25 protein-coding genes are annotated in these 23668 nt (G+C 66.1%); 14 read left to right on the top strand and 11 right to left on the bottom strand.

All coding sequences use genetic code 11. From position 1 onward, the window contains the following. Window positions 1-30 precede the first annotated feature (30 nt). Window positions 31-1122 (bottom strand): extracellular catalytic domain type 1 short-chain-length polyhydroxyalkanoate depolymerase, encoded by a 1092-nt coding sequence (locus G3W89_RS00675; RefSeq protein WP_162572312.1) that lies wholly within the window; start codon window positions 1120-1122, stop codon window positions 31-33. A 47-nt stretch (window positions 1123-1169) separates the two neighbouring features. Then, window positions 1170-1592, bottom strand: a complete 423-nt coding sequence (locus G3W89_RS00670; protein WP_162572311.1) for a CopG family transcriptional regulator — start codon at window positions 1590-1592, stop codon at window positions 1170-1172. Between the two features lie 82 nt (window positions 1593-1674). Between G3W89_RS00670 and arsC the strand changes: the two genes are divergently transcribed. Further along, the gene (gene arsC, locus G3W89_RS00665; protein ID WP_162572310.1) at window positions 1675-2100 is read left to right on the top strand and encodes an arsenate reductase (glutaredoxin); all 426 of its coding nucleotides are present in this window, start codon (window positions 1675-1677) and stop codon (window positions 2098-2100) included. A 191-nt stretch (window positions 2101-2291) separates the two neighbouring features. Further along, window positions 2292-2921 carry an ATP-dependent Clp protease proteolytic subunit gene (locus G3W89_RS00660; protein WP_269474937.1) on the top strand — a complete coding sequence of 210 codons (630 nt, stop codon included), beginning with the start codon at window positions 2292-2294 and terminating at the stop codon, window positions 2919-2921. Here G3W89_RS00660 and G3W89_RS00655 read toward each other — a convergent pair. Beyond that, complete coding sequence (locus G3W89_RS00655) at window positions 2918-3067, bottom strand: hypothetical protein (RefSeq protein WP_162572308.1); 150 nt, start codon at window positions 3065-3067, stop codon at window positions 2918-2920. The two genes, G3W89_RS00660 and G3W89_RS00655, sit on opposite strands and share 4 nt — an antisense overlap. On the opposite strand from G3W89_RS00655, the gene G3W89_RS00650 reads away from it, so the two are divergent. Beyond that, window positions 3066-3404, top strand: a complete 339-nt coding sequence (locus tag G3W89_RS00650; protein WP_162572307.1) for a hypothetical protein — start codon at window positions 3066-3068, stop codon at window positions 3402-3404. The two genes, G3W89_RS00655 and G3W89_RS00650, sit on opposite strands and share 2 nt — an antisense overlap. Window positions 3405-3420: 16 nt before the next feature. On the opposite strand, the gene G3W89_RS00645 is transcribed toward G3W89_RS00650, so the two are convergent. Beyond that, on the bottom strand, window positions 3421-4263 hold the full coding sequence (locus G3W89_RS00645; protein ID WP_162572306.1) for a plasmid replication/partition related protein: 843 nt from the start codon (window positions 4261-4263) through the stop codon (window positions 3421-3423). A 151-nt stretch (window positions 4264-4414) separates the two neighbouring features. On the opposite strand from G3W89_RS00645, the gene G3W89_RS00640 reads away from it, so the two are divergent. Continuing rightward, window positions 4415-5509, top strand: a complete 1095-nt coding sequence (locus G3W89_RS00640; protein WP_162572305.1) for a response regulator — start codon at window positions 4415-4417, stop codon at window positions 5507-5509. Between the two features lie 26 nt (window positions 5510-5535). Here the strand turns inward: G3W89_RS00640 and G3W89_RS00635 are convergent, their stop codons facing one another. From G3W89_RS00635 to G3W89_RS00615, 5 genes are read right to left on the bottom strand one after another with little or no spacing between them, the layout of a single operon-like run. Beyond that, window positions 5536-5871 (bottom strand): cupin domain-containing protein, encoded by a 336-nt coding sequence (locus G3W89_RS00635; protein ID WP_162572304.1) that lies wholly within the window; start codon window positions 5869-5871, stop codon window positions 5536-5538. 14 nt (window positions 5872-5885) lie between these two features. Next, entirely contained in the window at window positions 5886-6299 is a 414-nt protein-coding gene (locus tag G3W89_RS00630) for a cupin domain-containing protein (RefSeq protein ID WP_162572303.1), read from the bottom strand. 20 nt (window positions 6300-6319) lie between these two features. After that, the gene (locus G3W89_RS00625; RefSeq protein ID WP_162572302.1) at window positions 6320-8050 is read right to left on the bottom strand and encodes a CocE/NonD family hydrolase; all 1731 of its coding nucleotides are present in this window, start codon (window positions 8048-8050) and stop codon (window positions 6320-6322) included. Between the two features lie 7 nt (window positions 8051-8057). Then, a complete protein-coding gene (locus G3W89_RS00620) occupies window positions 8058-9032 on the bottom strand; it encodes a Bug family tripartite tricarboxylate transporter substrate binding protein (RefSeq protein ID WP_162572301.1) in 975 nt (324 codons plus the stop codon). A gap of 54 nt (window positions 9033-9086) precedes the next feature. Then, complete coding sequence (locus tag G3W89_RS00615) at window positions 9087-10169, bottom strand: LLM class flavin-dependent oxidoreductase (protein ID WP_232076236.1); 1083 nt, start codon at window positions 10167-10169, stop codon at window positions 9087-9089. A 94-nt stretch (window positions 10170-10263) separates the two neighbouring features. Here G3W89_RS00615 and G3W89_RS00610 point away from each other — a divergent pair, with 94 nt between their 5' ends. The 4 genes from G3W89_RS00610 to G3W89_RS00595 all read left to right on the top strand — a co-directional run bounded on the left by G3W89_RS00610 (window position 10264) and on the right by G3W89_RS00595 (window position 14167). Next, entirely contained in the window at window positions 10264-11400 is a 1137-nt protein-coding gene (locus G3W89_RS00610) for a Gfo/Idh/MocA family protein (RefSeq protein ID WP_197893514.1), read from the top strand. A gap of 200 nt (window positions 11401-11600) precedes the next feature. After that, a complete protein-coding gene (locus G3W89_RS00605; RefSeq protein ID WP_162572299.1) occupies window positions 11601-12314 on the top strand; it encodes a TetR/AcrR family transcriptional regulator in 714 nt (237 codons plus the stop codon). Next, a complete protein-coding gene (locus G3W89_RS00600; RefSeq protein WP_232076234.1) occupies window positions 12295-13383 on the top strand; it encodes a flavin reductase in 1089 nt (362 codons plus the stop codon). The genes G3W89_RS00605 and G3W89_RS00600 overlap by 20 nt, the downstream gene beginning before the upstream one ends. Before the next feature lie 10 nt (window positions 13384-13393). Beyond that, entirely contained in the window at window positions 13394-14167 is a 774-nt protein-coding gene (locus tag G3W89_RS00595; RefSeq protein ID WP_162572297.1) for an alpha/beta fold hydrolase, read from the top strand. A gap of 24 nt (window positions 14168-14191) precedes the next feature. Here the strand turns inward: G3W89_RS00595 and G3W89_RS00590 are convergent, their stop codons facing one another. Next, on the bottom strand, window positions 14192-15004 hold the full coding sequence (locus tag G3W89_RS00590; protein ID WP_162572296.1) for an IclR family transcriptional regulator: 813 nt from the start codon (window positions 15002-15004) through the stop codon (window positions 14192-14194). 111 nt (window positions 15005-15115) lie between these two features. On the opposite strand from G3W89_RS00590, the gene G3W89_RS00585 reads away from it, so the two are divergent. From G3W89_RS00585 to G3W89_RS00570, 4 genes are read left to right on the top strand one after another with little or no spacing between them, the layout of a single operon-like run. After that, on the top strand, window positions 15116-16678 hold the full coding sequence (locus tag G3W89_RS00585; RefSeq protein WP_162572295.1) for an AMP-binding protein: 1563 nt from the start codon (window positions 15116-15118) through the stop codon (window positions 16676-16678). Window positions 16679-16731: 53 nt separating this feature from the next. Beyond that, entirely contained in the window at window positions 16732-17559 is an 828-nt protein-coding gene (locus G3W89_RS00580; protein WP_162572294.1) for an enoyl-CoA hydratase/isomerase family protein, read from the top strand. 11 nt (window positions 17560-17570) lie between these two features. Further along, window positions 17571-18347: an SDR family oxidoreductase gene (locus tag G3W89_RS00575; protein WP_162572293.1), complete on the top strand. Its 777-nt coding sequence runs from the start codon at window positions 17571-17573 to the stop codon at window positions 18345-18347. A 22-nt stretch (window positions 18348-18369) separates the two neighbouring features. Next, window positions 18370-19590, top strand: coding sequence for an ABC transporter substrate-binding protein (locus G3W89_RS00570; RefSeq protein WP_197893513.1), 1221 nt, complete (start codon window positions 18370-18372; stop codon window positions 19588-19590). A 7-nt stretch (window positions 19591-19597) separates the two neighbouring features. On the opposite strand, the gene G3W89_RS00565 is transcribed toward G3W89_RS00570, so the two are convergent. Then, complete coding sequence (locus tag G3W89_RS00565; RefSeq protein ID WP_232076233.1) at window positions 19598-20692, bottom strand: DnaJ C-terminal domain-containing protein; 1095 nt, start codon at window positions 20690-20692, stop codon at window positions 19598-19600. Window positions 20693-20984: 292 nt separating this feature from the next. On the opposite strand from G3W89_RS00565, the gene G3W89_RS00560 reads away from it, so the two are divergent. Both G3W89_RS00560 and G3W89_RS00555 read left to right on the top strand, forming a co-directional pair. Beyond that, complete coding sequence (locus G3W89_RS00560) at window positions 20985-22919, top strand: hybrid sensor histidine kinase/response regulator (RefSeq protein ID WP_197893512.1); 1935 nt, start codon at window positions 20985-20987, stop codon at window positions 22917-22919. 139 nt (window positions 22920-23058) lie between these two features. Continuing rightward, complete coding sequence (locus tag G3W89_RS00555; RefSeq protein ID WP_162572292.1) at window positions 23059-23661, top strand: DUF1326 domain-containing protein; 603 nt, start codon at window positions 23059-23061, stop codon at window positions 23659-23661. The last annotated feature ends 7 nt before the right edge of the window (window positions 23662-23668 follow it).

Genomic DNA, 23668 nt, shown 5'->3' with positions numbered 1-23668 from the left:
GATCGTGGCTGCCAGCAGGCCACGTGCAGCTCAGTGCACCGTCTTGCGCGGATGCTCGAAAAAGAAACGCAGCATCTCCGCGCTCGCATCCGGTCCGCGAACATCGGTGTAGGAGCCCTTGGCGCTGCCGCCCGCCCACGCGTGCGGGGCGCCGTGCACCGTCCAGTGCTCGGCCACGACGCGCCCGTCGGCGGACCGGTGCAAGCGGCGCGTCGAGGCGCGAGCGCCGTTCGCGGTCAGATGCTGAACCTCGACCGTGGCCGTATTTCCAACACTGGCCGCGATGACCTGTTCGCCATTGCTTGCATGGACGGTCGCATCGGCGTCGCCATGGAAGACGATGGTGGGCACGCCACTGGCAGCGCCGCCTTGCAGGACCCCGCCGCTCTTCATCGCCATCAGCGCAGCCGGCAGGTCGGTTGCGACGCCGGCCGCCAGCCCGGAGTGAACGCCGACGGCTGCGTACAGGTCGGGATAGGCCTCGCCGAGAATCGCGGCCATCGCGCCACCCGCCGACAGGCCCGCCACATAGACGCGCTGCGGATCGATCGCGTATTGCGCCATCACCGCCTTCGTCATTGCGGCCAGGAGCGCCGGTTCTCCGCGACCTCGCTTCTGGTGGTTGTGCTTGAACCAGTTCCAGCACGCCTGGGGATTGGCCTGGCGGGACTGTGAGGGGTACAGCACGAAGAATCCCTGCGCCAGTGCGGCTTCGTTCATCGCCGTGCCGGCTGCGAAATCGTCCGGATCCTGGGTGCAGCCGTGCAGCATCACGACCAGCGGCAGCGGGCGTTGGCCGGCCTCGGGCGGGATGTAGAGCTTGTAGTCGCGGCGGCCCGCCGCGTCGGCAAAACTGCCGGCAACGAAGCGGCCGGGAACGGAGGCATCGGCGTACGCGGCAGGCGCATCGTCGACGCCGCGAGCCGGTGAAGCGTCGGGCACTTGCCTGGCCTCGACGTCGATCACGCCGCCCGGCTCCTCGGTCACCGGCTCCTTTGTCACCGGCTGCGCAGGCTCGGCCCCGCGCAGCGCGGCTTGTATGGCGGCGGTTGCCGCCCGCAAGTCTCCGGCGCGGGTCAGCCGGGTCGCTTCTGCCATCAGGTGCTTCAGGTCAAAGTTCATTGGGGTCTTTCGGGTGGAGTTCTGTGGGGTGCGTTCAGTGGGTACGTTCAGCGGATGCGTGCGGCCAGCGCCGCCTTGACGGCGGGGCTCGCGTGGAGCGCGCCCAGGACCGTGATGGATTCGATGGCGGCAAGCGCGAGCGCCGGCGTGACATCGGCCGCGATCACGGCCAGGCCGAGCACGCGTATCTGCAACTTCTGTCCGGCCGCTTGAATGGCCTGCAGGTCGGCCGCGTCGTAGTGCTGGATTCCGAGCACCAGCGATTTGCTCGACACGACCTGGCGCACGACGTCAACCTGGGTCGCGAGCTGGTTGCGTATCGCCGTGCGGATGAGATCGGTCCGGTTGGCATAGAAGCCTTCCTGCACCAGAAGGTCGATCTGGCCGAGGTCCACGCAACCGACGTTGATGGTGATCTTTTCGTCGGCGGGTCTGGGCGAGGCGGCAAGGGAGGCGCTTTTTCGTGGCATGACGCCATCCTAACACCATCCAAGTGGATGGCGAAAACGCTTGCTAACCCACACGGCAGAGCGCGCACGCCAGAATGCCGTCATGTCCGAAGTCACGATCTATCACAACCCCGCCTGCGGCACCTCGCGCAACACGCTCGCGCTGCTGCGTCATGCGGGCATCGAGCCCACTGTCATCGAATACCTGAAGACGCCGCCCACCCGCGAGCAGATGCGCGAGATTGCGACCGCCACGGGCCAGCCCCTGCGCGCGCTGCTGCGCGAAAAGGGAACCCCCTATGCAGAGCTGGACCTCGGCAATTCGAAATGGACCGACGACGAGCTGCTCGACTTCATCGCGCAATACCCGATCCTGATGAACCGGCCCATCGTCGCCACTGCGCTGGGCACCAAGCTCTGCCGCCCCTCGGAAGAGGTGCTGGAGATCCTGCCCGTCGGCAAGATCGCCCCGTTCACGAAGGAAGATGGCGAGCCCATCGAGGACACCGGAGCCCGCCGCACGCGCTGAGGCAATGAACGACTTCGGCGCACTTGCGCCCTGAGACGCAAGCGAAGCACGCGCGGCGGGGCACGTGCGGGGACCGATGTGTGACAGCGTGGCGAGATGCGCGGTCCCTGGGCTCGATTGTGGGCAGATGCGCGTTCCCTCGCGATCCCGCGTTCACGCGATGCCGTGCGGAGGTAAGCTGCCTCTTCGTCATGGCATCTCATCCAGCCAAGGAGCAATACGACATGGAAACCCCCGAAGACGCACCGGACACCCCGACCGGCGAGCCGCGCAGCAGTTCCTACCTCGAGGAAAAGGCCTTCAAGTCGCGCACGCTGCTGATCTTCGGCGCGATCAGCGACACCTCGGCCCGCGACGTGACGCGCCGGCTGATCGCACTCGACGCCGACAGCGACGCACCCATCGACATCCTGGTGAGCTCGCCGGGCGGGCACCTCGAGTCGGGCGACACGATCCACGACGTGGTGCGCTTCATCGCGGCACCGGTGCGCATGATCGGCACCGGCTGGGTCGGCAGTGCAGCCACGCACCTGTACCTGGCCGTGCCGCGCGAGCGGCGCTTCTGCCTGCCGAACACGCGCTTCCTCATCCACCAGCCCAGCGGCGGCGCCGGCGGGCCGGCCAGCGACATCGCGATCCACGCGCAGGAGATCCTCAAGGCCCGCGAGCGCATCGCGAGGACGATCGCGCGCGAGACGGGCAAGTCGTTCGAGGCGGTGATGATCGACATCGAGCGCGACCGCTGGCTGTCGGCGCACGAGGCCATCGAGTACGGCCTGGTGTCGCGCATCATCGAGCGCAAGAGCGAGCTGCAGGGTTAGGCCGCCGCAAACACATGTGAAAACATTTCTGTGTCGTCGAAGCCGCGTTGCAGCGGCGGGATCATCACGTCATGGCCGGAACGCTTGTCCCGCCAGACCGCCTTCGATAAGGTCGTCGGTTTGCCAGACGACTTGTCCCCTCTCATGCGCCAGCCCCTCCTGATATCGCTCGCCCTCGCCGCCTGCTGCGCGGCCGCCCTTGCACAAACACCGAAGCTCCCTGTCGAGAGCAACGACGAAGGTTCGATCTACGTCAGTCCCAACCTGTCCCCGACCGAGAAGGCGGCCACCGCGAATGGCGGGACCCTGGGCCTGCAGCGCAAGGACGGCAGCGGCGCCTATGGCGGCGTGGACACCTCGGGCTCGCGCCCGAACTACTCGCTCGGCGCCAGCACGGGCGGCGATGTTTCCTTCTCCGCCGGCGCACATACGGACGGGAAGGAGAACATGGGCATCAAGGCCGGCGTGATGATCCGCTACTAGGCCCTCCAGCAAGGGGCTAGAAGGGTGCGGGCAGCTCGGCCCCCGCCACGGCATCGCTCGACGCCTGCAGCGCGGCCACTTGCCGGCGAAGCGCATCGTTCTCGGCCGTGAGTTCCGCCACGCGACGGCGCAGCGCCCGGAGTTCGTCGTCCCCAGGCTCGGCGTCCTCCTGCGGCGCATCGGCCGATGCGTCGCGCGGCTTGCGCTTCGATTCGCGCACGCGCTTGGCGGCCTGCCTGAGCTCGTCCTTGCCGGCGACCACGGCGGCAACCTGTTCCTGCGCCGGCAGCGTGGCCACGGCCGCCGCGGCGTTGATGGAGATGGTGCCGGACTTGACGGCGGCCACCAGTTCCGGAGCGGCCTGCCTCTGGATCTTTTCGATCATCACCACCTGGCTGCTGCTCAGGCGTGCGGCCCTGGCGACAGCCTCGCGGCTGTCGAGCGGGGCGGGGGGCGCGGCACCGTGGGCCGTTTCGGCGGGCGGGGGGTTCGCGGGAGTTTCCGCGGCTGGCGCAGGGCTCGCCGCACGGGCACGCCGCTCGGCCACGATCTCCTTCTTGCGCAGCGCCAGCACGCCGCGCTGGAAGTCGGAGATGCTGCGGCGGCCCAGGTGCTGGTCGATCATCCACAGGTGCACGTCCTCGAGGGAACGGAAGCGCGCGTTCTGCACCGTCTGGAAGGGAAGGCCGTGCTTGCGGCAGATGCCGTAGCGATTGTGGCCGTCCACCAGCACGTCGCCCCACAGCACCAGCGCATCGCGACAGCCTTCGGCCAGCAGGCTGCGCTCCAGTGCTTCGTACTCCTCCGGCGTCAAGGGGTCGATGTAGGCTTTAAGTTCTTCGTTGACGACGATGTCCATGGCGCGCGAAACAAGGGCTGGCAAAGGGCCCGCATTGTAGAGACGGGGCACCGAGCCATCGGCGGGCACCTGCACGCGGTCGCTGCTGACGGAGCGCAGGCCGCTACGACGGCATCGTCCATCCCGCCCCCACCTTAAAGAACCACAGAACATGGACAGCCCGGCCGCTTCGACCACCGCCCGAAAACCGGGCGCGCTGCTCGTGCCCGGGTGGGACGACGACCACCGCGAGCGCTACCGCGCGCTGGCGAGCGATCTCTGTGCGCAGGGATGGGTCTGCCGACTGGTCGATGTGCCGAACGAGGGATGGTCGCCGGCCGAACGGGCCGCGGTGACCCGCGAGGACAACCTGCAGGATGTGCTGGCCGCTTACGACGCGCTCGCCGCCGAGCCGGAGGTGGATCGCGATGCGATCGGCATGGTGGCGGTCAGCTATGGAGGCTACCTCGCCGCGTTCGCGAGTGCTTTGCGCCCGGTGCGCTGGCTCGCGCTGCGGGCACCGGCGCTCTACCGCGACATCGGCTGGACGAGGCCCAAGGAGGAGCTCGACAAGGAAGACCTGGCAGCCTATCGGCTGCTGCGGCTGCGCGCCAAGGACAACCGCGCGCTGGCCGCCTGCACCGCCTTCCGTGGCGATGTGCTGCTGGTCGGGTCGGGCAGCGACGACACGGTGCCGCGCCCCGTCATCGAGAACTACGCGGCAGCCTTCTCACAGGCGCGCTCCCTGCAGGTGCAGACGCTGGAATGCGCGGACCATGCGCTCTCCCATCCGGCCTGGAACGCGGAGTTCCAGCGTTGCCTGTTCGACTGGGTCGCGCAACGGCGAGCCGAGTTGACCCATGGCACCGCGGCCGGCCGCGTGCCGGCATCGACACGCAAGCTGCGCATCCTGTTGGTCGAGGACGATCCCGACATGCTGGCGGTCACGCTGGAGCTGCTGCGCACACTCGGCCACTGGGCCACGGGCGTGAAGAGCGCAGAGGTCGCCATCAATCGCTTCCTCGACGGTGCCTTCGACGTGTTGATGGCCGACATCAACCTGCCTGCGCTCTCCGGCGTCGAGCTCGCGCAGAAGCTGCAGCGGCAAGGTGGCTTTCCGGTGATCTTCGCCACCGGCCTGCCGCGGCCGCCGCGGCTCGCGCCCGGCACTTTCTGGCTGCAGAAGCCCTACACGGTGGAGCAGCTCGAGAAGGTGTTGCGCGTCGCTGCCGCGCTCGCCCCGGCGCGCGACGGCAGCGCGAGCTGAGTACGTCGCCGGACTCCTGGTGCGCTTCAGATCCTGTGGCCGACGCCGTCGACGATGCCTTTGGCGCTTATCACTTCCGCATCCTCGAGGATGCGGATGCCGTGCAGAAGATTCGGCGGCACGTGCATGACCTGGCCCTTGTGCAGATCCCGGACTTCTCCGCCAAGGGTTGCACGCACGACGCCGCTGAGCACGAGGAAGATCTGCTCGTGCGGGTGCTGGTGCGGTTCCGCGCCTTCACCCTTCTTGTAGCGCAGGACCCCCAGTTCCACCTGCTCTCCCGTGACCAGGCGACCGAAGGCCGTGGAATGTTTAGGCGTGACGAATTCCTCGCAGACTTCGTCCAGATCGATGAATGGCATGTCCGTCTCCTTGTTCAACTCGGGGCTTTGATTCCGTGCAATCCATGCGACGTGTCCTTGCAGGTGAAGAAGATCACGTCCTTGTCGCCGTTGTTGGCTGCCAGATGCATCTTGTTTGCGGGAACGTAGATGCAGTCACCCGGCCCCGCCTTGAAGACAGTTCCATCGAACTCCATCTCCAGCACTCCCTCGAGCACGTAGATCCACTGCTCGTTCGGGTGGGAATGGCGGTCGGAGGGCTTTCCCTTCGGATAGCGCATGAGCGCGACGATCATGCGGTCGCCTTCCACGCAACTGCCGAAGACAGGCGAGTACGCAGGGCCGCCCATGATCTGGTTGACGCCGTTCATGTTGAACAGGTATTCGCCGGGGCCCGCACGCTTGGCGCCGGGGGTCATGGCTTGTCGGGTGTCGTCTGTGGGGGTCATATTGGTTCCTGCAAGCGGTTTCAAGGGATGGTCGGAAGCAGAACCGACGCGCTGTGAACAGTGACGGATCCACCGACTGTCTTCTTGGGACGATCGCGCGGTTCATCGTGCAAGAACGGCCCGCAACCCTTCAGCTCGTTCTTGAAATGCCCCAGTCGCGCGCCCGTCGATGCAGCGAACTCGTAGTCACGGCCGCGGATCGTGAAGCCGATCCGGTATCCGGCGGGTACGACGATCGATGTCGGGAGGATCTCGACCTCGAGGTCGACGGGCACGCCGGGCTCCAGAGGCTGCAGTTCATCGTGGGAGTGATAAGGGCGGTAGTCGGTCGAAAGCTTGCGGTCGAGCTTGCGATGCGATGCCCGCAGCCATCCCTGGGCGATGGGCGTGTGCGGGTCGATGGCGCCCTGGAATGTGACTTCGCGCATGTCCGGCGTGAACACGCGCAGCACCAGAAATATGTCGGCGTCCGTCGTCGTGGACGAGATCCTGAGTGACGCCGAAAGTGGACCGGTGATTTCGCACTCCTCTTGTGCCGGCGGCGAGATGAACGTGATTCCGTCGCCCAACGCGTCGAATTCGAGTGGTGTCTGCCTTTGCCCGGGGGCTGCATCGATCAGTGCGTGCGACGACAGGTCGGCATGCATTCGCTTCCATTGGGTGCGGGGAATCGGCCAGGCCTCCTCGAAGCGCTCCTGGAAGCCTTCGATGCTGCGCACCTGCAGCTGCACGCGGGGACGCTTGTCCCATCCGTTGTCCTGCCCTTTCAGGAAGTGGTCGAAGAAGGCCCGCTGGATTGCAATGCCGTAATCGGTATAGAAGTGCGTCCAGTGCTCGAGGCCATGCATCTCGAGCCACTTCTGCTCGGACGCCGAGCGGACGAAGCCCTCGACGTTGCCGCGCAGATGAAGTCCCTGTCCGCCCCAGTTGCCCGCGGACAGGAACGGCGTCTTGATGTTTTCCCATTTCGCCGAGCGATCGCGGTGCCATGGGTCGTCCAACGGGTGCTGGAGGATGTCCTCGCCAAAGTCGCAGCGGTTGCGCTGAAGTTCCTCGTTGCCTAGAGTTTGCGGGCCGCAGACCGTCTCTCCGGTCACGCGGCTTACCGGGCCGCGGTCCCCGAGCCCGTTCTGCACGCTCTTGACCTGGATGTCGTACCAGTTCGCCCAGAAGGTGCTCACGATGCCCCCGTGGTGCGAGGCGTCGCGATAGAAGTCGGAAGCTCCTTCCCAGATGCACATGGCCGCAAGGTGAGGGGGCTGCAGTGACGCGACCTGCCACTGGTTCATGCCGAAGTAGGACACTCCGCTGAGCCCGATGCGCCCGTTGCTCCAAGCCTGGGCAGCCGCCCACTCGATACATTCGAAGTAGTCCTGCGTTTCGCGCGGAGAGAAGTGGTCGACAAAGCCCGGCGAGCGTCCGCAACCGCGCGAGTCCACGCGAATGCATACGTAGCCATGCGGCACCCACTTCTCGGGATCGACGACTTCCCAGCTCTGATGCTTGTTGCTGGAGCCGTAGGCAACATCCGGATGATCCAGGATCATCCGGTTCCAGGAGCTCGGATAGCCCTCCTGGAACGCGAGCCCCTTCGCATAGGGTCCATACGTGAGCAGGACGGGGTAGCGCCCGGGTTCAGGCGGGCGGAAGACATCGGCCCTCAGGACGAGTCCGTCGTTTGCTTCGATCGGAACATCACGATCGATGAGCATTGCGTCCCGGTTCTCGGTGCGAAAGGTGGTGTCGTGCATGTCTTGTTCAATCCAGTGTGATCTTCAGATCAGTGACCAACTGCTTCCAGCGCTCCGAGTCCGTCCTGACGAAGGCCGCGAATCCGGAGGGCGAGGCACTGCCGAGCGGAAGGATCAGCATCTTGCTGTAGCTCTCGCGCACGTCCTTGTCCGCCAGGACCTTGTTGACGGCCTGATGGAGCCTTTGAATGATCGGTGCGGGCGTTCCAGCGGGGGCAAAGAGCCCCTGCCATCCGCTGGAACCTATCCCTTTGTAGCCCGTCTCGGCCATGGTGGGGACCTGCGCCAGCAGTGGGAGGCGCGAGTCGCCCGTGACGGCAAGCGCCTTGAGCTTTCCTGCGCGAACGAGCTCGACGACCGAGCTGGCGTTGGTGAACGAGATCTGCACGTCATTGGCGACCTGCGCCATCACGTACTGGCCAGCGCCGCCTTTGAACGGCACATGAACCATCTGCAGGCCCGCTGCACGCTCGAAGGCCATCATGTCGATCATGGCGTAAGAGCCGGAGCCTGCCGTAGCGTGGTTGATCTCTCCGGGGTGCGCCTTGCCGTAGGCAACCAGCTCCTGAACCGTGTTCGGCGGGAACTTTGCCGATGAGACCAGAATGCTCGGGACCGTGGCGACGGACGTGATAGGCGTCAGATCCGAGGGCTGCGTCTTCAACTGGTTCTGATAGAGCCATTGATTGATCGCATTGGTGGAAACGTTGCCCAGGAGCAGCGTGTATCCATCGGGAGTAGCCCGTGCTGCCAGATCCACGGCGATGTTCCCGGCCGCGCCGGGGCGGTTGTCGAGGACGATGCTGGTCTTCAACTCTTCGCCGAGCTTGACGCTCAGCTGGCGCGCCACGTTGTCGGTCGCCCCGCCGGGCCCGAACGGGATGATGATCTTGATGGGCTTGTTCGGGTAGTCCGACTGCGCGATGCTGGCCAGGGACGCGGCCGCAAGCAGCGCGCCCACCAGTGACTTCCAGGTCTTCATAGATGTCTCCTTTTGTCTTGCTCGGAATACGGGCCTGAGTGGCGGCGCACGAGGCTATTGGGCGGAAATTCGCTGATTCAACCTCGGCATCACCTCTCGAGCCATCAGTTCCATGGATCGGCGGCCCAGCGCCGGATCGAGCCAGTCGTGGCAGGCATAGAGGAGCGTTCCAAAGTCTCCGACCTGCTGACGGAATGCGAGGAGCTGGTCCACGACCTGGTCGACGGTTCCGGCGATCACCAGGTTGCCGATCGCGCCCTCCAGGGTGACGTCGCTGTCAGGCATGTCCGGATCTGCCTTGAACAGGTTTCCGCGTCCGCCCACCGTGATCAGCTTTCGCATCAGTTGGCGAAAATAGAAGGCGTAGGGCCCGTCGAGTCCCTTGCCATATCTTTCTGCGGTCTTCGCGTCATCCGCAACGAAGATGCTCTTGGCCACGCGCCAGTCCCTGGTGTCCGGCTGCAGGCCGGCTTCGCTGCATCCCTCCACATATTTCGGCCAGTGGCTGCCCACCCATTTCGGCAGGAGGAAGTTTGCCGAGATGGGCGTCCATCCCCGCTTTGCCATCTCTTTCACGCCATTGGAGAAGGGCGCGACCGCCGTTCCGACAATGGGCGGGTGCGGCTTTTGATAGGGCTTCGGAATGAAGCCCTGCCCGATCTCCGTCAGCATGGTTTTCTCGGTCGAGACGGTCCAGTATTTCCCGGCGATGTTGTAGGGCGGGTCGCTCTCCCAGATCCGCAGGATCGTGTTGATCGACTCGACGAACATCTCGTTTCGGTCCTTGCCGAGGTTTCCGAAGACCTCGGCATCGGACATCAACCCACCGGGACTGATGCCGAAGATCAGCCGTCCCTTGAGCAGGTGATCGAGCATCGCAACGTGGGCCGCTACGGCAGCCGGGTGAGCGTTCGGCAAGTTGACGGTGCCAGTGCCCAGTTTGATCCTGCCCGTCTGTGCTGCAACGCTCGCAAGGAATGCGACCGAGGACGTGATGGTCTCGGCAGCGTCGGTGACGTGCTCACCGACGAAAGCCTCCTCGAATCCGAGCTCCTCCGCCAGGAAGATCGCGTCGCGGTCCTCCTGCAGGGTCTCGTGCATGGCACGACCGGGCGGGTGGAGCGGCATCATGAACATCCCAAGCTTCATCGTCGTGTCCTGTGCAATCCTGATGTGATCGAGCGATCATCATAGAATTCAGCACTGAGTTTCAAATCGGTGCAAACCCCTAATGTCCATTGAGCGCGGCTCGGCGGACAATAGTGTTCATCTGAACACAATGCAGCGTTCGAGCCTGAATCTCGAAGTCAGCTGCCCACATTCCCTTCTTGAGGTCGAAATGGTCAATATCGCTGTCGTTGGACTTGGCTGGTGGGGCAAGATCATGGTCAACACGCTCGCCGGCAGCTCGTCGGTCCGCGTGGTCGCGGCCGTCGAGCCGAACGCGGAGTTGGGCGCTCCCCTTTGCAAGGAAGGCGGCATCCGTCATTACGCACAGTTGTCTGACGCGCTGCAGGATCCGGAGGTCGAGGCAGTCATCCTGACGACTCCGAACCGCTTCCACGAAGAACAGATCGTCGAGGCCGCGCAAGCCGGCAAGCACGTGCTTTGCGAGAAGCCCCTGGCACTCGGCCTGGCCTCGGCGGAGCGCGCAGTCGAAGCGTGCCTGCGCAGCGGCGTGCGATTGGGGATCGGCCACGAGCGCAGGTTCGAACCACCGATGAAGATGGTTCGCCAGCTGGTGGCCGATGGCGCCCTGGGACAAGTGCTGCAGATCGAAGGCAACTTCAGCCAGAACAAATTCCTCGCACTTGCACCTGACAACTGGAGGCTCTCCGTGCAGGAGGCCGGATGCGGACCGATGACGGCCACCGGCATTCACTTGCTCGACCTGGCTGGAAGCATTGCCGGTGCTGCGCGTGCCGTGAGAGCCACGGCGTACAACCTCGCGACCGGCTTCGAGTCCGGCGACAGCGCCTCGGCGCATGTCGTCTTCGACAACGGCGTGACAGCAACCATCAACGCGATGCTCAGCACGCCCTTCTATTCACGCTTCGCCGTCTTCGGCTCCCGGGGATGGATCGAGGTGCGTGACAAGTCGCATGTGGAATCGCCTTCCGGGTGGATCGTCACCCGCTCCACGACGGGCGACGAGACGGAGACGATCGATATCCCGGTGGCAACCCCCGTGCGCGAAAACGTCGAAGCCTTCGCGCGGGCGGTCCGAGGCAAGCAGTCGGACTATCCGGTTTCGCTGCAGGAAATGCTGAACACCACCTCCCTCCTTGAATCGGTCTTCGAAGCCGCCAGAACCGGCAGCCTTGTCGTTCCTCGAAAGAGCGACGTGCTCGCTCGGGTGCGCACCTGAGCCATGAAGTCCCGGTTGCAAATGCCCGCCGAGATCGAGTTCGGCCCATCGCTGCACGAACGAGCGGAGCGGTTGCCCGAGGCGGCGACCTTGATGGAAACTGTGGGAATCCCGGGCTACTGCGCCTTCGTGGCTTTGACGCTGAACGCGTTCGATATGCGAAAGGAGTGGTCCATTCTTCTACTCCCTCGGACGTCACCATGACCGACCCACAGAAGCGCAGCCGCGCCCCGAAGCTGAGCTCGCAGGAGCGCGAGCAGATGATCCTGCGCAACGCAATCGACTACTTCGCGAAAGAGGGTTTCGGTGCGGGAACCCGCGACCTCGCGAACCATCTGGGCATCACGCAGTCGCTGCTCTACAGATACTTTCCCAGCAAGCAGAGCCTCATCGAAAGAGTCTATGAAGAGGTCACGCTCTCGCGGTGGAACCCGCTGTGGGAGGACCTCATCCGAGACAGGTCGAAGCCTCTTGCCGATCGTCTCCACGAGTACTACCTGGATTACGCGAAGCTGGTTCTTCGCAACGAATGGGTGCGCATCCTGATCTTTGCCGGCATTGAGAGCTCGGGAATCAACAACCGCCTCTTCGGCTTGCTGAGAAACCGCATCTTCATTCCCGTCGTTCGCGAATGCTATGCAGAGTTTGCGGGGGAGAAGTATGCGAACGTGCCGGTCGAAGAGATCGAAATGGAACTCGAACTCGTATGGGCGCTGCATGCAAGCATCTTCTATATCGGGATGCGAAAGTGGATCTACGGCACCACGATGCCGAAGAACGTCGATGCGACTATCGACGCGCTGGTCGTCTCCTTTCTAGCCGGGATGAAGCAGCACATCGGAAGCAAGGTCAAGCCGCCCAGGGAGCGTCGGTCAGCAACCCTTGAGGATGCACATGAAATCAGAAACGTTTGATGCCCGGCAGTTTCGCGACGCTCTGGGCGCCTTCGTCACCGGCGTGACGGTAGTCACGACCGTGGACGCCGATGGAAAGCCTCACGGCCTGACCGCGAACTCGTTCAGTTCGGTCTCGCTCGACCCTCCATTGGTTCTGTGGAGCCAATCGCTCAAAGCCCCAAGTCATCCGATCTTCTCCGAGGCGGCGCACTTTTGCGTTTCCATCCTCGCCGACGACCAGGTCGACATTTCCAACCGTTTCGCAAGGCCGGGGAACAAGTTCGACGGCGTACCCACTCGCCAAGGCATCGCCGGGATTCCCCTCATCGAAGGCAGCGCGGCCACCCTCGAGTGCACGAAGGTCACCTCGTATCCCGGCGGCGACCACACGGTCTTCATAGGGCGCGTGCGTTCAATCGAACGCTCGGACCGGCGGCCGCTTGCTTTCGGCGGCGGCAAGTATCTGGTGGCACATCGGCATGACGCATCGCGCGCAATAGCGGCAGCCGCTTCTTCGAACATCGCGAAGCTGCAAGCCGTGAGGGCTGGCATGCAGGTGATTGCCGAGCTGTCGGAGCGTCTCGACGAGACGTTCGGGCTGGGTGTGTGGGGCAACCACGGACCCACCATCGTGCGCTGGGAAGAGTCGAGCCAGCCGGTGAGCGACAACCTGCAGACGGGCCTGGTGCTGCCGGTCTTCAAGTCCTCTACCGGCTTATGCTTCGCGGCGCATCTGCCCGCCGATCGGACGATGCTGGCCATCGAGCAGGAGTTCGCCGCCGAGCAGCTGCCGCCTGAAGCCGCGGTCGCGACGATGAGTGAGATGCGCGCCACGCTCGAGTCGGTCCGGATTGCGGGAATGGCAAAGCTGACCAACACCTCGGACTTCGCAGGGATCTACGGGAGAGAAATCAATGCCGTCAGCGCGCCCGTGCGGGCAGCGAATGGTGACGTTGTGCTTGTGCTGACCGCAATCGGCGATGTCGATCGAATGCCGCTGGACGAGGATGGCAAAGTAGTTCCAGCGCTGAGGAAGGCGGCTCTGCACCTGTCCGAGCGCCTGGGTCACGCGGCGCCGAAAGGCTGACGACTTCCAGATGGCAGGCTTCAGATTCATCGAGCATGGCGATCGCCATCTCCCCGTACTTCTCCTCGCCAATTCGCTGTGTGCCAACGATTCGATGTGGGATGCCCAGGTCGAGGCCTGGAGCAAGCATCGCCGGATCTTGCGATTCAACTACGCTGGGCACGGCCCCTACGGCGTTCCTGTTGCGTACACAGACGCGGCGCCGCTTGCAGAGTTCTTGATGAAGGCGCTGGACGACGCCGAGGTCCACGAGTTCGACTTCGTGGGCCTGTCCCTGGGAGGGATGCTGGGCCTTGCAATAGCGGGCGTCGCAGCGGGCCGGCTCCGGGGAATGGTTGTTGCGAACGGCCGAATCCATCAGACGGATCAGGGACGAGCCCTGTGGGCAGAACGGATCGCGAAGGTCAGGGCCCATGGCGTGGCGTCGATCGTCGACGAAACCATCGACCGGTGGTTCACGGCGCAATTCTTGGAACGAAGGCCCAGCGCGATCGAACGCACGCGAAGCATGATGCGCGGCGTTTCTGCAGCCGGATACTGCGCTGCGGCAGAAATTGTGCGCAGCTTCGATGGCAGATCGAACTTGAACAAGTTGCCTGCAAGGACCTTGTTTCTCGCCGCGGCTCAAGACACGGCGGCCCCGGCAGCCCATCTTGAAGAGTTTGCGCGCTTCGCAGGATCGGAGTTTGTCTGTCTAGCCGACTGCGCCCACCTCGCGAACGTCGAGTGCCCTGCAGAGTTCAATCGAACGGTGTCGGATTTCCTTGCCCAAAGACCGGTGTAGTGAACGAGGATCAGAGTCCTTCTTCTAGCCCAACGCCAGCCGCTCGTGCTCGTGGCCCAGCGTGCGCGACACGGTCTGCGCCGCCTCGCGCAATGCCTGCGCGACCGGGCCGTTCCAGCGGTGGTCGAAGCCGGCCTTGTAGCCGAGCACGGTCATGGCGAGCACCAGGCGCCCGCGGTCGTCGAGCACCGGCGCCGCGAAGGCGCTCATGCCGGCCATGAAGTCGCCCATCGCGCGTGCCATGCCGCGATCGCGCACCTGATCGACGGTTTCGTCGGTCTCGGCCGGCTCTTCGCGGTTGGCGGCGGAGGCCAGGTAGGCCTCCATCTGCTCGGGCTGCAGGAAGGCCGCGAACACGCGCCCCGTGGCCGAGCGGTAGAGCGGGAACACCGAGCCGAGGCCGACATTGACCATCACCGGCCGCGCGGGCTGTTCCCAGCGCACCACCGTCGGGCCGAAACTGCCCCAGACGGAGACCGCGACCGTGTGGCCCAGCGACGCGCACAACCGCTCGGCCGCGCGCGTGGCAAGCGAAACAGGCTCGAGGGTCGCGAGGCAGGAAAGGCTGAACTCCAGTGCCACCGGCCCCATGCCGTACAGGCCGGTCTCCGGGTCCTGCGCCAGGAAGCCGGTGCGCAGAAAACTCACGAGATAGCGGTGCGCCTTGCTGGGCGCGATACCCGCCTGCTCGGCGATGTCGGTGATCTTCATCGGTCGGCGATGGTGGGCCACGATCAGCATGAGGTCGAGGCCGTTCTCCACCGACTGCACGCCCGCCTTCGAGGCAGTGCTGGCGCCCGGTCGCTTCCGGGGGGCGGGGGATGCGGAGGTGCTCATCGGGGGCGACTGTACGGGATGGCGGGGTGCGGGTTGTCCTCGGATTGACATCGGCGGCAGGGCGGATTTACGCTAAACGAAAACATTTTCCGCTTTTCGTAAAGGCTTGGAATGCTGACAGGAGACATGCTGCGCCGCTCGGCGCACCGATTCCCGGACAAGCCGGCCATCGTGTTCCGCGGGCCGCAGGGCAGCGAGCGCGTGGCCTACCGCGAGCTCGACGCCCTGGCCGACCGGGTCGCTCGCGCGGTGCTGGGCCTGGGCCTGCCCCGCCGCGCGACCGTGTCGATGCTGTGCCGCAACCTGTCGGCCTATGGCGCCGTGTTCTTCGGCGTGGCGCGCTCGGGCTGCGTGCTCAACAACATCTCGATCCTCTATGCGCCGGAGGAGCTGGGCTACGTGCTGGCCAAGTCCGACACCCGGGTGCTGATCTACGACGCGCAGTTCGCGGACAAGGTGGCGGCGGTGCGCGCGTCCTGCCCGGAGATCGAACACTTCATTGCCGTCGGCAGCGGCAGCGGCAGCGCCGAGGTGCCGGGTGCGATTGCCTTCGAGCGCTTCATCGAGAGCCAGCCGTCGACGCCGCCCGAGGTCGCCATCGACGAGCGCGATCCTTTCTGCATGACCTACACCGGCGGCACCACCGGCCATCCCAAGGGTGTGCTGATGAACCACCGCGCGCGCGCCATCACCGCGCACACGGTGGTGGTGGAAGAGCACCTGGAGGCGAGCGACGTGGTGGCAATCGTCACGCCGCTGTTCCACGTGGCCGCCCTCAACATCATGTTCCAGCCGGCCATCCTGGTCGGCGCCACGACGGTCTTCGTCACGCCGTGGTCCCCGCAGGCCTTCATCGATGCGGTGGAGGCCGAGGGCATCACCGCCACCTTCATGGTGCCGACGCAGGCCAATGCCCTGGCCATGCTGCCCGACCTGGAACAACGCAAGATGCAGAGCTGGACCAAGCTGTCCTTCGCGGGCGCGCCCATGCCCGACTGGGTGCAGGTGGAACTGATGCGCAAGCTGCCGCAGTTGCGGCTGACGCAGATCTACGGCCAGTCCGAGATGGGCGTGATCGCCGCCCTGCCCTGGCAGCGCGCACACGACAAGCTGGGCAGCGTGGGCTGCCAGCCCTACAACGTCGACGTCGCGGTGCTGCGCCCCGACGGAACGCCCGCCGCTGCGGGCGAGCTGGGCGAGGTGGCGTCGCGCGGCGACAACCTGATGATCGGCTACTACGGCGAGCCGCAGCAGACGGCGGAGTTCTTCCGCCTCGGCAACGGCTGGGGCCTGTCGGGCGATATCGGGGTGATGGACGACGAGGGCTTCGTCACGCTGATCGACCGCGCCAAGGACATGCTGATCTCGGGGGGCGAGAACGTCTATCCGAAAGAGATCGAGCAGGTGCTCTATGAATTGCCCGAGGTGGCGGAGTGCGCGGTCTTCGGCATTCCCGATGCCAGGTGGGGCGAAGTGCCGGCCGCCTACCTGCAGCTCAAGCCCGGCTGCACGCTGGACGAAGCGCGCGTGGTCGCGCAGTGCGAACAGAAGCTCGCCCGCCACAAGCGGCCACGGCTGGTGCGCTTCGTCGAGGGCTTCCCCAAGACGCCGATCGGCAAGATCCAGAAGAACCTGCTGAAGGAACCCTACTGGGCCGGAAGGAAGAAGATCTGAGCTTTCCTCGAGCTCTCCTCCGGCTCCCTTCCCATCGAACAAGGACTTTGAACATGGCCAACGAATCCCCCTACGCGCACTACAGCGCGCTCACGCTCAGGCCCCACCCCAACGGCATCCTCGAGGTGGTGATGGGCGCATCGCAAAGCGCCAACAAGAAGCTCTCCACCGCCGACCACAACCTGCACCGCGAGCTGGCCTCCATCTGGAGCGACATCGACAAGGACCCGGCCACGCGCGTGGCGCTGATCCGCGGCGAGGGCAAGGGCTTCTCCGCCGGCGGCGACCTGGGCCTCGTGGAAGACATGGCGAACGACTTCAACGTGCGCGCGCGCGTCTGGCGCGAGGCGCGCGACCTGGTCTACAACGTGATCAACTGTTCCAAGCCCGTGGTCTCGGCGATGCACGGCCCGGCCGTCGGCGCCGGGCTGGTCGCGGGCCTGCTGGCCGACGTGTCGATCGCCAGCACCACGGCGCGCATCATCGACGGCCACACGCGCCTGGGCGTGGCGGCCGGCGACCATGCGGCCATCGTGTGGCCGCTGCTGTGCGGCATGGCCAAGGCGAAGTACTACCTGATGCTGTGCGAGGCGGTCTCCGGCGAAGAGGCCGAGCGCATCGGCCTGGTCTCGCTGGCGGTGCCCGAGGACCAGCTGGTGGCGAAAGCCTTCGAGGTGGCCGAGAAGCTGGCCGCCGGCTCGCAGACCGCCATTCGCTGGACCAAGTACGCGCTCAACAACTGGCTGCGCCTGGCCGGGCCCACCTTCGACAGCTCGCTGGCGCTCGAATTCATGGGCTTCTCGGGCCCGGACGTGCAGGAAGGCATCGCCTCGCTGCGCGAGAAGCGCAATCCGAAATTCGACCCTTCCTGCCCGTTCTAGAAGGACACGCGATGGACCTCGGCATTGCGGGCAGAACGGCGTTGGTACTCGGCGGCACGCGCGGGCTGGGCCTGGCCTGCGCCCGTGCGCTCGCCGAGGCCGGCGTGCGCGTACTGCTCAACGGGCGCGATGCCGCCCACGGCGAGGCGACCGCGCGCAGCCTGCCGGCACAGGCGCAGTTCGTGCCCGGCGACATCGGCGACGAGCACCAGCGGGCTCGGCTGATCGAGGCCGTCTCGCGCATCGGCATGCCGTCGATCGTGGTCACCAACGCCGGCGGCCCGCCGGCCGCGCCTTTCGAGGAAACGCAGCTCGCCGCCTGGCGAGCCAGCCACGAGACCAACGTGATCGGCCCGCTCGAGGTGGTGCGTGCCTTCCTGCCTGCGATGCGGACCGCACGCTTCGGCCGCATCCTCAACATCACGTCGTTCGTGGTGAAGGAGCTCTATCCGAACATGGCCCTTTCCAACAGCCTGCGCGTGGGCCTGACCGGCGCCATGGGCTCGCTCGCACGCGAGGTGGCGCCGCACGGCATCACGGTCAACGGCCTCCTGCCGGGGCTGATGGACACCGGCGCACTGCAGCGCGTGATTGCCGATCGCCAACGCCGCACCGGCCAGGACGAAGCCGCCGTGCGCGACGACATGGCCCGCAGCATTCCGATGCAGCGGCTGGGCACGGCCGAGGACTTCGGCGGGCTCTGCGCCTTCCTCGCCTCGGTGCATGCGAGCTACATCACGGGCCAGAACATCTGCGTGGATGGCGGCCTGACGCGCAACGTGATCTGAATACAACGAAGGAGACATCATCGTGAACAGACTTGCAGGGGCCTGCGGCGCGGCCGCCCTCGCCATCGCCTCGGTTGCGCAGGCGCAGGGCGACGCCATTTCCGACGGCGTGGTGCGCATCGGCGTCATCACCGACATGGGCGGCGTGCTGTCGGAGCTCTCGGGCCGCGGCTCGGCGATGGCGGTGAGGATGGCGGTCGAAGACTTCGGCGCCCAGGTGCTCGGCAAGCCGATCGAGGTGCTGGAGGTCGACCATCAGAACAAGGCCGACATCGCCGCCAACAAGGCGCGCGAGTGGTTCGACGTGCAGAAGGTGGACATGATCACCGACCTCACCAATTCGGCCGTCGCGCTCGCCGCGGTGGACATGGCCAGGCAGAAGAACCGCATCGCGATCGTCAATGGCGCCGGCGCGCTGCGCCTCACCAACGAGAGCTGCACGCCCAACAGCATCCACTACGCGTGGGACACGTATGCGATGGCCAATGGCACCGCGCGCGCGATCGTCAAGAAGGGCGGCGACAGCTGGTACTTCCTGACGGCCGACTACGCCTTCGGCCACCAGATCGAGCGCGACGTGACGGAGGTGGTGACGGCGGCCGGCGGCAAGGTCGTGGGGACCTCGCGGCACCCATTCAACGCGAGCGACTTCTCATCCTTCATGGTGGCGGCCAAGGACTCGGGCGCGAAGATCATCGGCCTGGCCAACGGCGGCAGCGACACCATCAACGCGATCAAGTCGGCACAGGAGTTCGGCATCGATCCTGCGAAGCAGAACCTGGCCGGCCTCGCGGTGTTCATCACTGACATCCACGGCGTCGGCCTGAAGGCTTCACAGGGCGTGATGCTGACCTCGGCCTTCTACTGGGACAGCAACGACGAGACCCGCCAATGGTCGCGCCGCTTCTTCGAGCGCATGAAGAAGATGCCCACCGCGATTCACGCGGCGAACTACTCGTCGACGATGCACTATCTGCGGGCCGTGCGCGATGCCGGCACCGACGCGCCCGGCACGGTGATGGCGAAGATGAAGGCCACCCCCATCAACGACTTCTTCGCGAAGAACGGCCGCATCCGAGAGGACGGCCGGATGGTGCACGACATGTACTTGATGCAGGTGAAGACGCCCGCGGAGTCGAAGTACCCGTGGGATTACTACAAGCGCCTGGCGGTCATCCCGGCGGCAGAGGCGTTCCAGCCGCTCGAAAGATCGACCTGCCCGCTCGTGCGGAAGGGCTCGTAGTCCTGTCCTAGCCGCGCAGGCCGCGTTCCCAAGCGCGCAAGCCCCGCTGCCATGCCTGGAGGCGGTCGTCGGTGGCGCCTCCGGCACCGGAGGTGGTGGCGCAGAGCTGGTCGAGCAGGATCTGCTGGTCGGTGCTGAGCTGCTCCGGGAACACGGGCGCCACCGTGACCCACTGGTCCCCGCGCGCGCCGCCGCGCTCCGACGGAAATCCCTCGCCTTTCAGGCAGTAGGAAAGGCGGCCACGGCTCAGCTGCAGCGACTGCAGGCCGGTGAGGGTCGGCACCTGGAGCTGCCTGCCGGCGATCCAGGCAAAGCCATCGACCGGGATCTCGCACCGAAGAGTGCCATCGTCGTCGAGCTCGAAGAAGGCGTGGTCCAGCAACTCGACGCGGATCTCGAGGTCGCCCGGGAGCCGCTCGGGGCGCAGGCGCCGGCCATCGACGTGGAGCAGGTCGCCATGGCGCACGCCATGCGGTATGCGGACCTTGATCTGGTAGCTGCGCGGGGCTGCCTTCCCGGTGCTCCTGCAGGCCGCGCACGGCTGCCTCGCTATACCGCCGCCCAGGCAGGCCTCGCATTCGACCAGCCCGGTGGGCCAGCCGAAGAAGGAACGCTTGGGGACGGCGCCCGAGCCGCCGCATTGGATGCAATGGCCGCCGAGCACCTGGTGGCCCGCGCCCGCGCAGGTCCGGCAGGTCTCGATGACCTTGCCCCGCAGCACCTTGATGCAGCCGGCTGCGGCTTCTTCGAGCGTCAACTTCACCTTGCGATGGATGGGCCGCCGCTGCCGGGCCGTGTCGGCGTCATCGCGGAACGCGGCCGGATCGCCATCGTGCTCGTCGGATGCGCAGCCCGTGCCGGCTGCCGAAGCGGCCGCGGCGGCTCCGGAGTCGGCGCCACGCTCTTTGGCAGCGGCCTGGAATCCGGCGCGGCGGATTTCCTCGAAGGCCTGGTTGATGCGCTGCATCCTGGCCACGGCATCGGCGCTGCCGTTGCGGTCCGGGTGCCACTGCGAGGCCAGCCGGCGCCATGCCGCCTTGACTTCGCGCTCGCTCGCGCTGGATGCCAATCCCAATTCGGCGAAAGCGTCTTCGGTGCCCAAGCGCAGGTCCTCGTTGCGGCCTGCCGTCCAGGACGAAAGTCCATGGAGGCGGCAGGAACGCCTGCGCGAATGCTATCCGAGCCCACGCGCCAACCCCGCGAAGCGGCACGCACGGGGCCAAGAAACCCGGGCATCTGTCCGACTGCGCGAGCAGCTACGCGCCGGTAGACTAGGAGAATTCCGCCCCGGCGCATCCCGAATCTGGCAGAGGACGCACCGGCCCCATCCAGCCGTTTCCAGCCGTTTCCGGCCGCCCAACGGTGACGGCCACCGGCCCCGATCGACCCACAACATGGCAGATGCCCGTGAAGTTCCACCCGCGCCCGTTGCCCCGCCACCGGCACTGACCGAACCCGGCGACGCGGACTTCCGGCTGATGGTCGACGCGGTGGGTGACTACGCGATCTTCCTCCTCGACCCGGGCGGGGTGATTCGCAGCTGGAACACCGGCGCTCGCAGGATCAAGGGCTACGAGGCGCACGAGGTGATCGGGCGCCATTTCTCGCTGTTCTATCCATCCGAGCAGCTCGAGCGCGGCTGGCCCGACCACGAACTGAAGGTGGCGCGCGAGACCGGCCGCTTCGAGGACGAGGGCTGGCGCCTGCGCAAGGACGGCACCCGTTTCTGGGCCAACGTCGTCATCACGCGGCTGATCGAGGCCGATGGCACATTCCGTGGCTTCTCCAAGATCACCCGCGATCTCACCGAGCGCCGCCGCGAGGAAGAGCAGCTGCGGATGAGCGAGGAGCGCTTCCGCCTCCTGGTGGAGGGGGTGAAGGACTATGCGATCTTCATGCTCGACACCAGCGGCCACGTGGTGAGCTGGAACGTCGGCGCACGGCGCTTCAAGGGCTACGAGGCGCACGAGATCATTGGCCGGCATTTTTCGACCTTCTACTCGCCCGAAGCGCAGGCCACCGGCTGGCCCGACGAGGAGCTGCGCATCGCACGCCGCGACGGGCGCTTCCAGGACGAAGGCTGGCGTGTGCGCAAGGACGGCACCCGCTTCTGGGCCAGCGTGGTGATCACGGCGGTGCACGACGAGACCGGCACGCTGCGCGGCTTCGCCAAGCTGACGCGCGACCTCACCGAGCAGCGCCGCGTCAGTTCGCTGGAAGACGAAGGCCGGCGCATCAGCACCTTCCTCGCCATGCTGGGCCACGAGCTGCGCAACCCGCTGGCGCCGATCTCGAACGCGCTCGCGCTGATGGCCCGCGAAAAGCTGGAGAGCCGCACGCTGCGCCTGGCGCACGAGACGATCGCGCGCCAGCTCAAGCAGATGGTGCGGCTGGTGGACGACCTGCTGGACATCGGCCGCATCACCAGCGGAAAGATCCGGCTGGAAGCGAAGCCGGTCAATCTGAACGAGGTGGTGGCGGAGGCGATGGAGGCGACGATGCCTGCGGCCCAGGACAAGTCGCAGCAGCTGCAGGTCGAGCTCGAGGAGGCCGCGGTGTGGGTTGTCGGCGATCGCGCCCGCCTGATCCAGGTGTTGAGCAACCTGCTGGGCAACGCCGTCAAGTTCACGCCGGCCCGCGGCCATGTGACGGTCCGCGCCGGGCACGACGGCGACCGCGCGGTGCTCTCTGTGCGCGACGACGGGCCAGGTATCGCGTCGAAGGACATCGCACGCATCTTCAACCTCTTCGAGCAGGGCGAGCAGGACATCGCGCGGCTGCAGGGCGGACTCGGGCTCGGGCTCAGCCTGGTCCAGCAGCTGATCAGCCTGCACGGCGGGGACGTGGCCGCGTACAGCAAGGGGGTGCCCGGCGAAGGCAGCGAATTCGTGGTGCGGCTGCCGCTGTCGGCACCGCCGGCCGTCGCCGAGCGGGAGCGGGCCGACGGCACGCCGCTCGACGGCCGTCCGATGGTGCTGGTGGTGGACGACAACCGCGACGCGGCCCACACCATGGCCGAGCTGATGGAAGTGCTGGGTTGCCGCGCCTCGGTACGTCACGACGGCCCGGCTGCGCTGCACGCCATCAAGCAGCTGGCGCCCGACCTGGTGCTGCTCGACATCGGTTTGCCCGGGATGAGCGGCCTGCAGGTGGCCGAGCGCGTGCGCGCCGAGATCGCCAACCCGCCGCCGCTGATCGCCATTACCGGCTACGGGCAGGAGCGCGATCGGCAGCTGAGCTTCGACGCCGGCTTCTTCGCGCACCTGACCAAGCCGGTGGACGCCGACCAGCTGGAGGACCTGCTCAGGCGCCTGCTCGACAGGCGCTGAGGCACCCCGCCCCGGCGACCGGCCCCTCGGCCATTCGGCACATGGACGCGCCGGCGCGCGCGGCGTAGCATCACCGTCCCCTCTTGCCGCCTTTCGCGGCGACAAGGTCCCTGTCAGTGAAGCCGCAACGGAGGTTGGAATGAGCTATCACCTGGAAGGCCGCCTGCTCGAGGTCTGCAACTGCAACGTGCTGTGCCCCTGCTGGATCGGCGAGGACCCGGACAACGGCACCTGCGACACCATCGTCGCGTGGCGCATCGACAAGGGAAACATCGACGGGCTGGACGTCGGCGGCAACACCATCGCCGCCGTGGCGCATGTGCCCGGCAATATCCTGCAAGGCAACTGGACGGCCGCGATCTACGTCGACGACAACGCCTCCAAGGAACAGGAGGCCGCGCTGCTGAAGGTCTACACCGGCGAGGCCGGCGGCCCGATCGCCGACCTGGCCAAGCTGATCGGCAAGGTGGTGTCGGTGGAGCGCGCGCCCATCGGCTTCCACGTGAACGAGGGCAGCGGGAAGCTCACGATCGGCAGCGACTACTACGCCGAACTCGAGCCCTACCGCGGGGCGACCGGCGGGCAGACCGTGTTGTCGGACACCGTCTTCTCCACCGTCCCGGGCGCGCCGGTCTTCGTTGGCAAGGCGCCGCACTATCGCTCCAAGAACGCCGCGCTGGGCATCGACCTCGACATCAAGAACCACAACGCGCTGCAAAGCACCTTCGTCTTCGACGCCTGAAGCGGTG

The sequence above is a fragment of the Variovorax sp. PBL-H6 genome (assembly GCF_901827155.1).
In the GTDB taxonomy this organism is placed as follows: domain Bacteria; phylum Pseudomonadota; class Gammaproteobacteria; order Burkholderiales; family Burkholderiaceae_C; genus Variovorax.
This window is presented reverse-complemented; position numbering and strand designations above follow the sequence as displayed.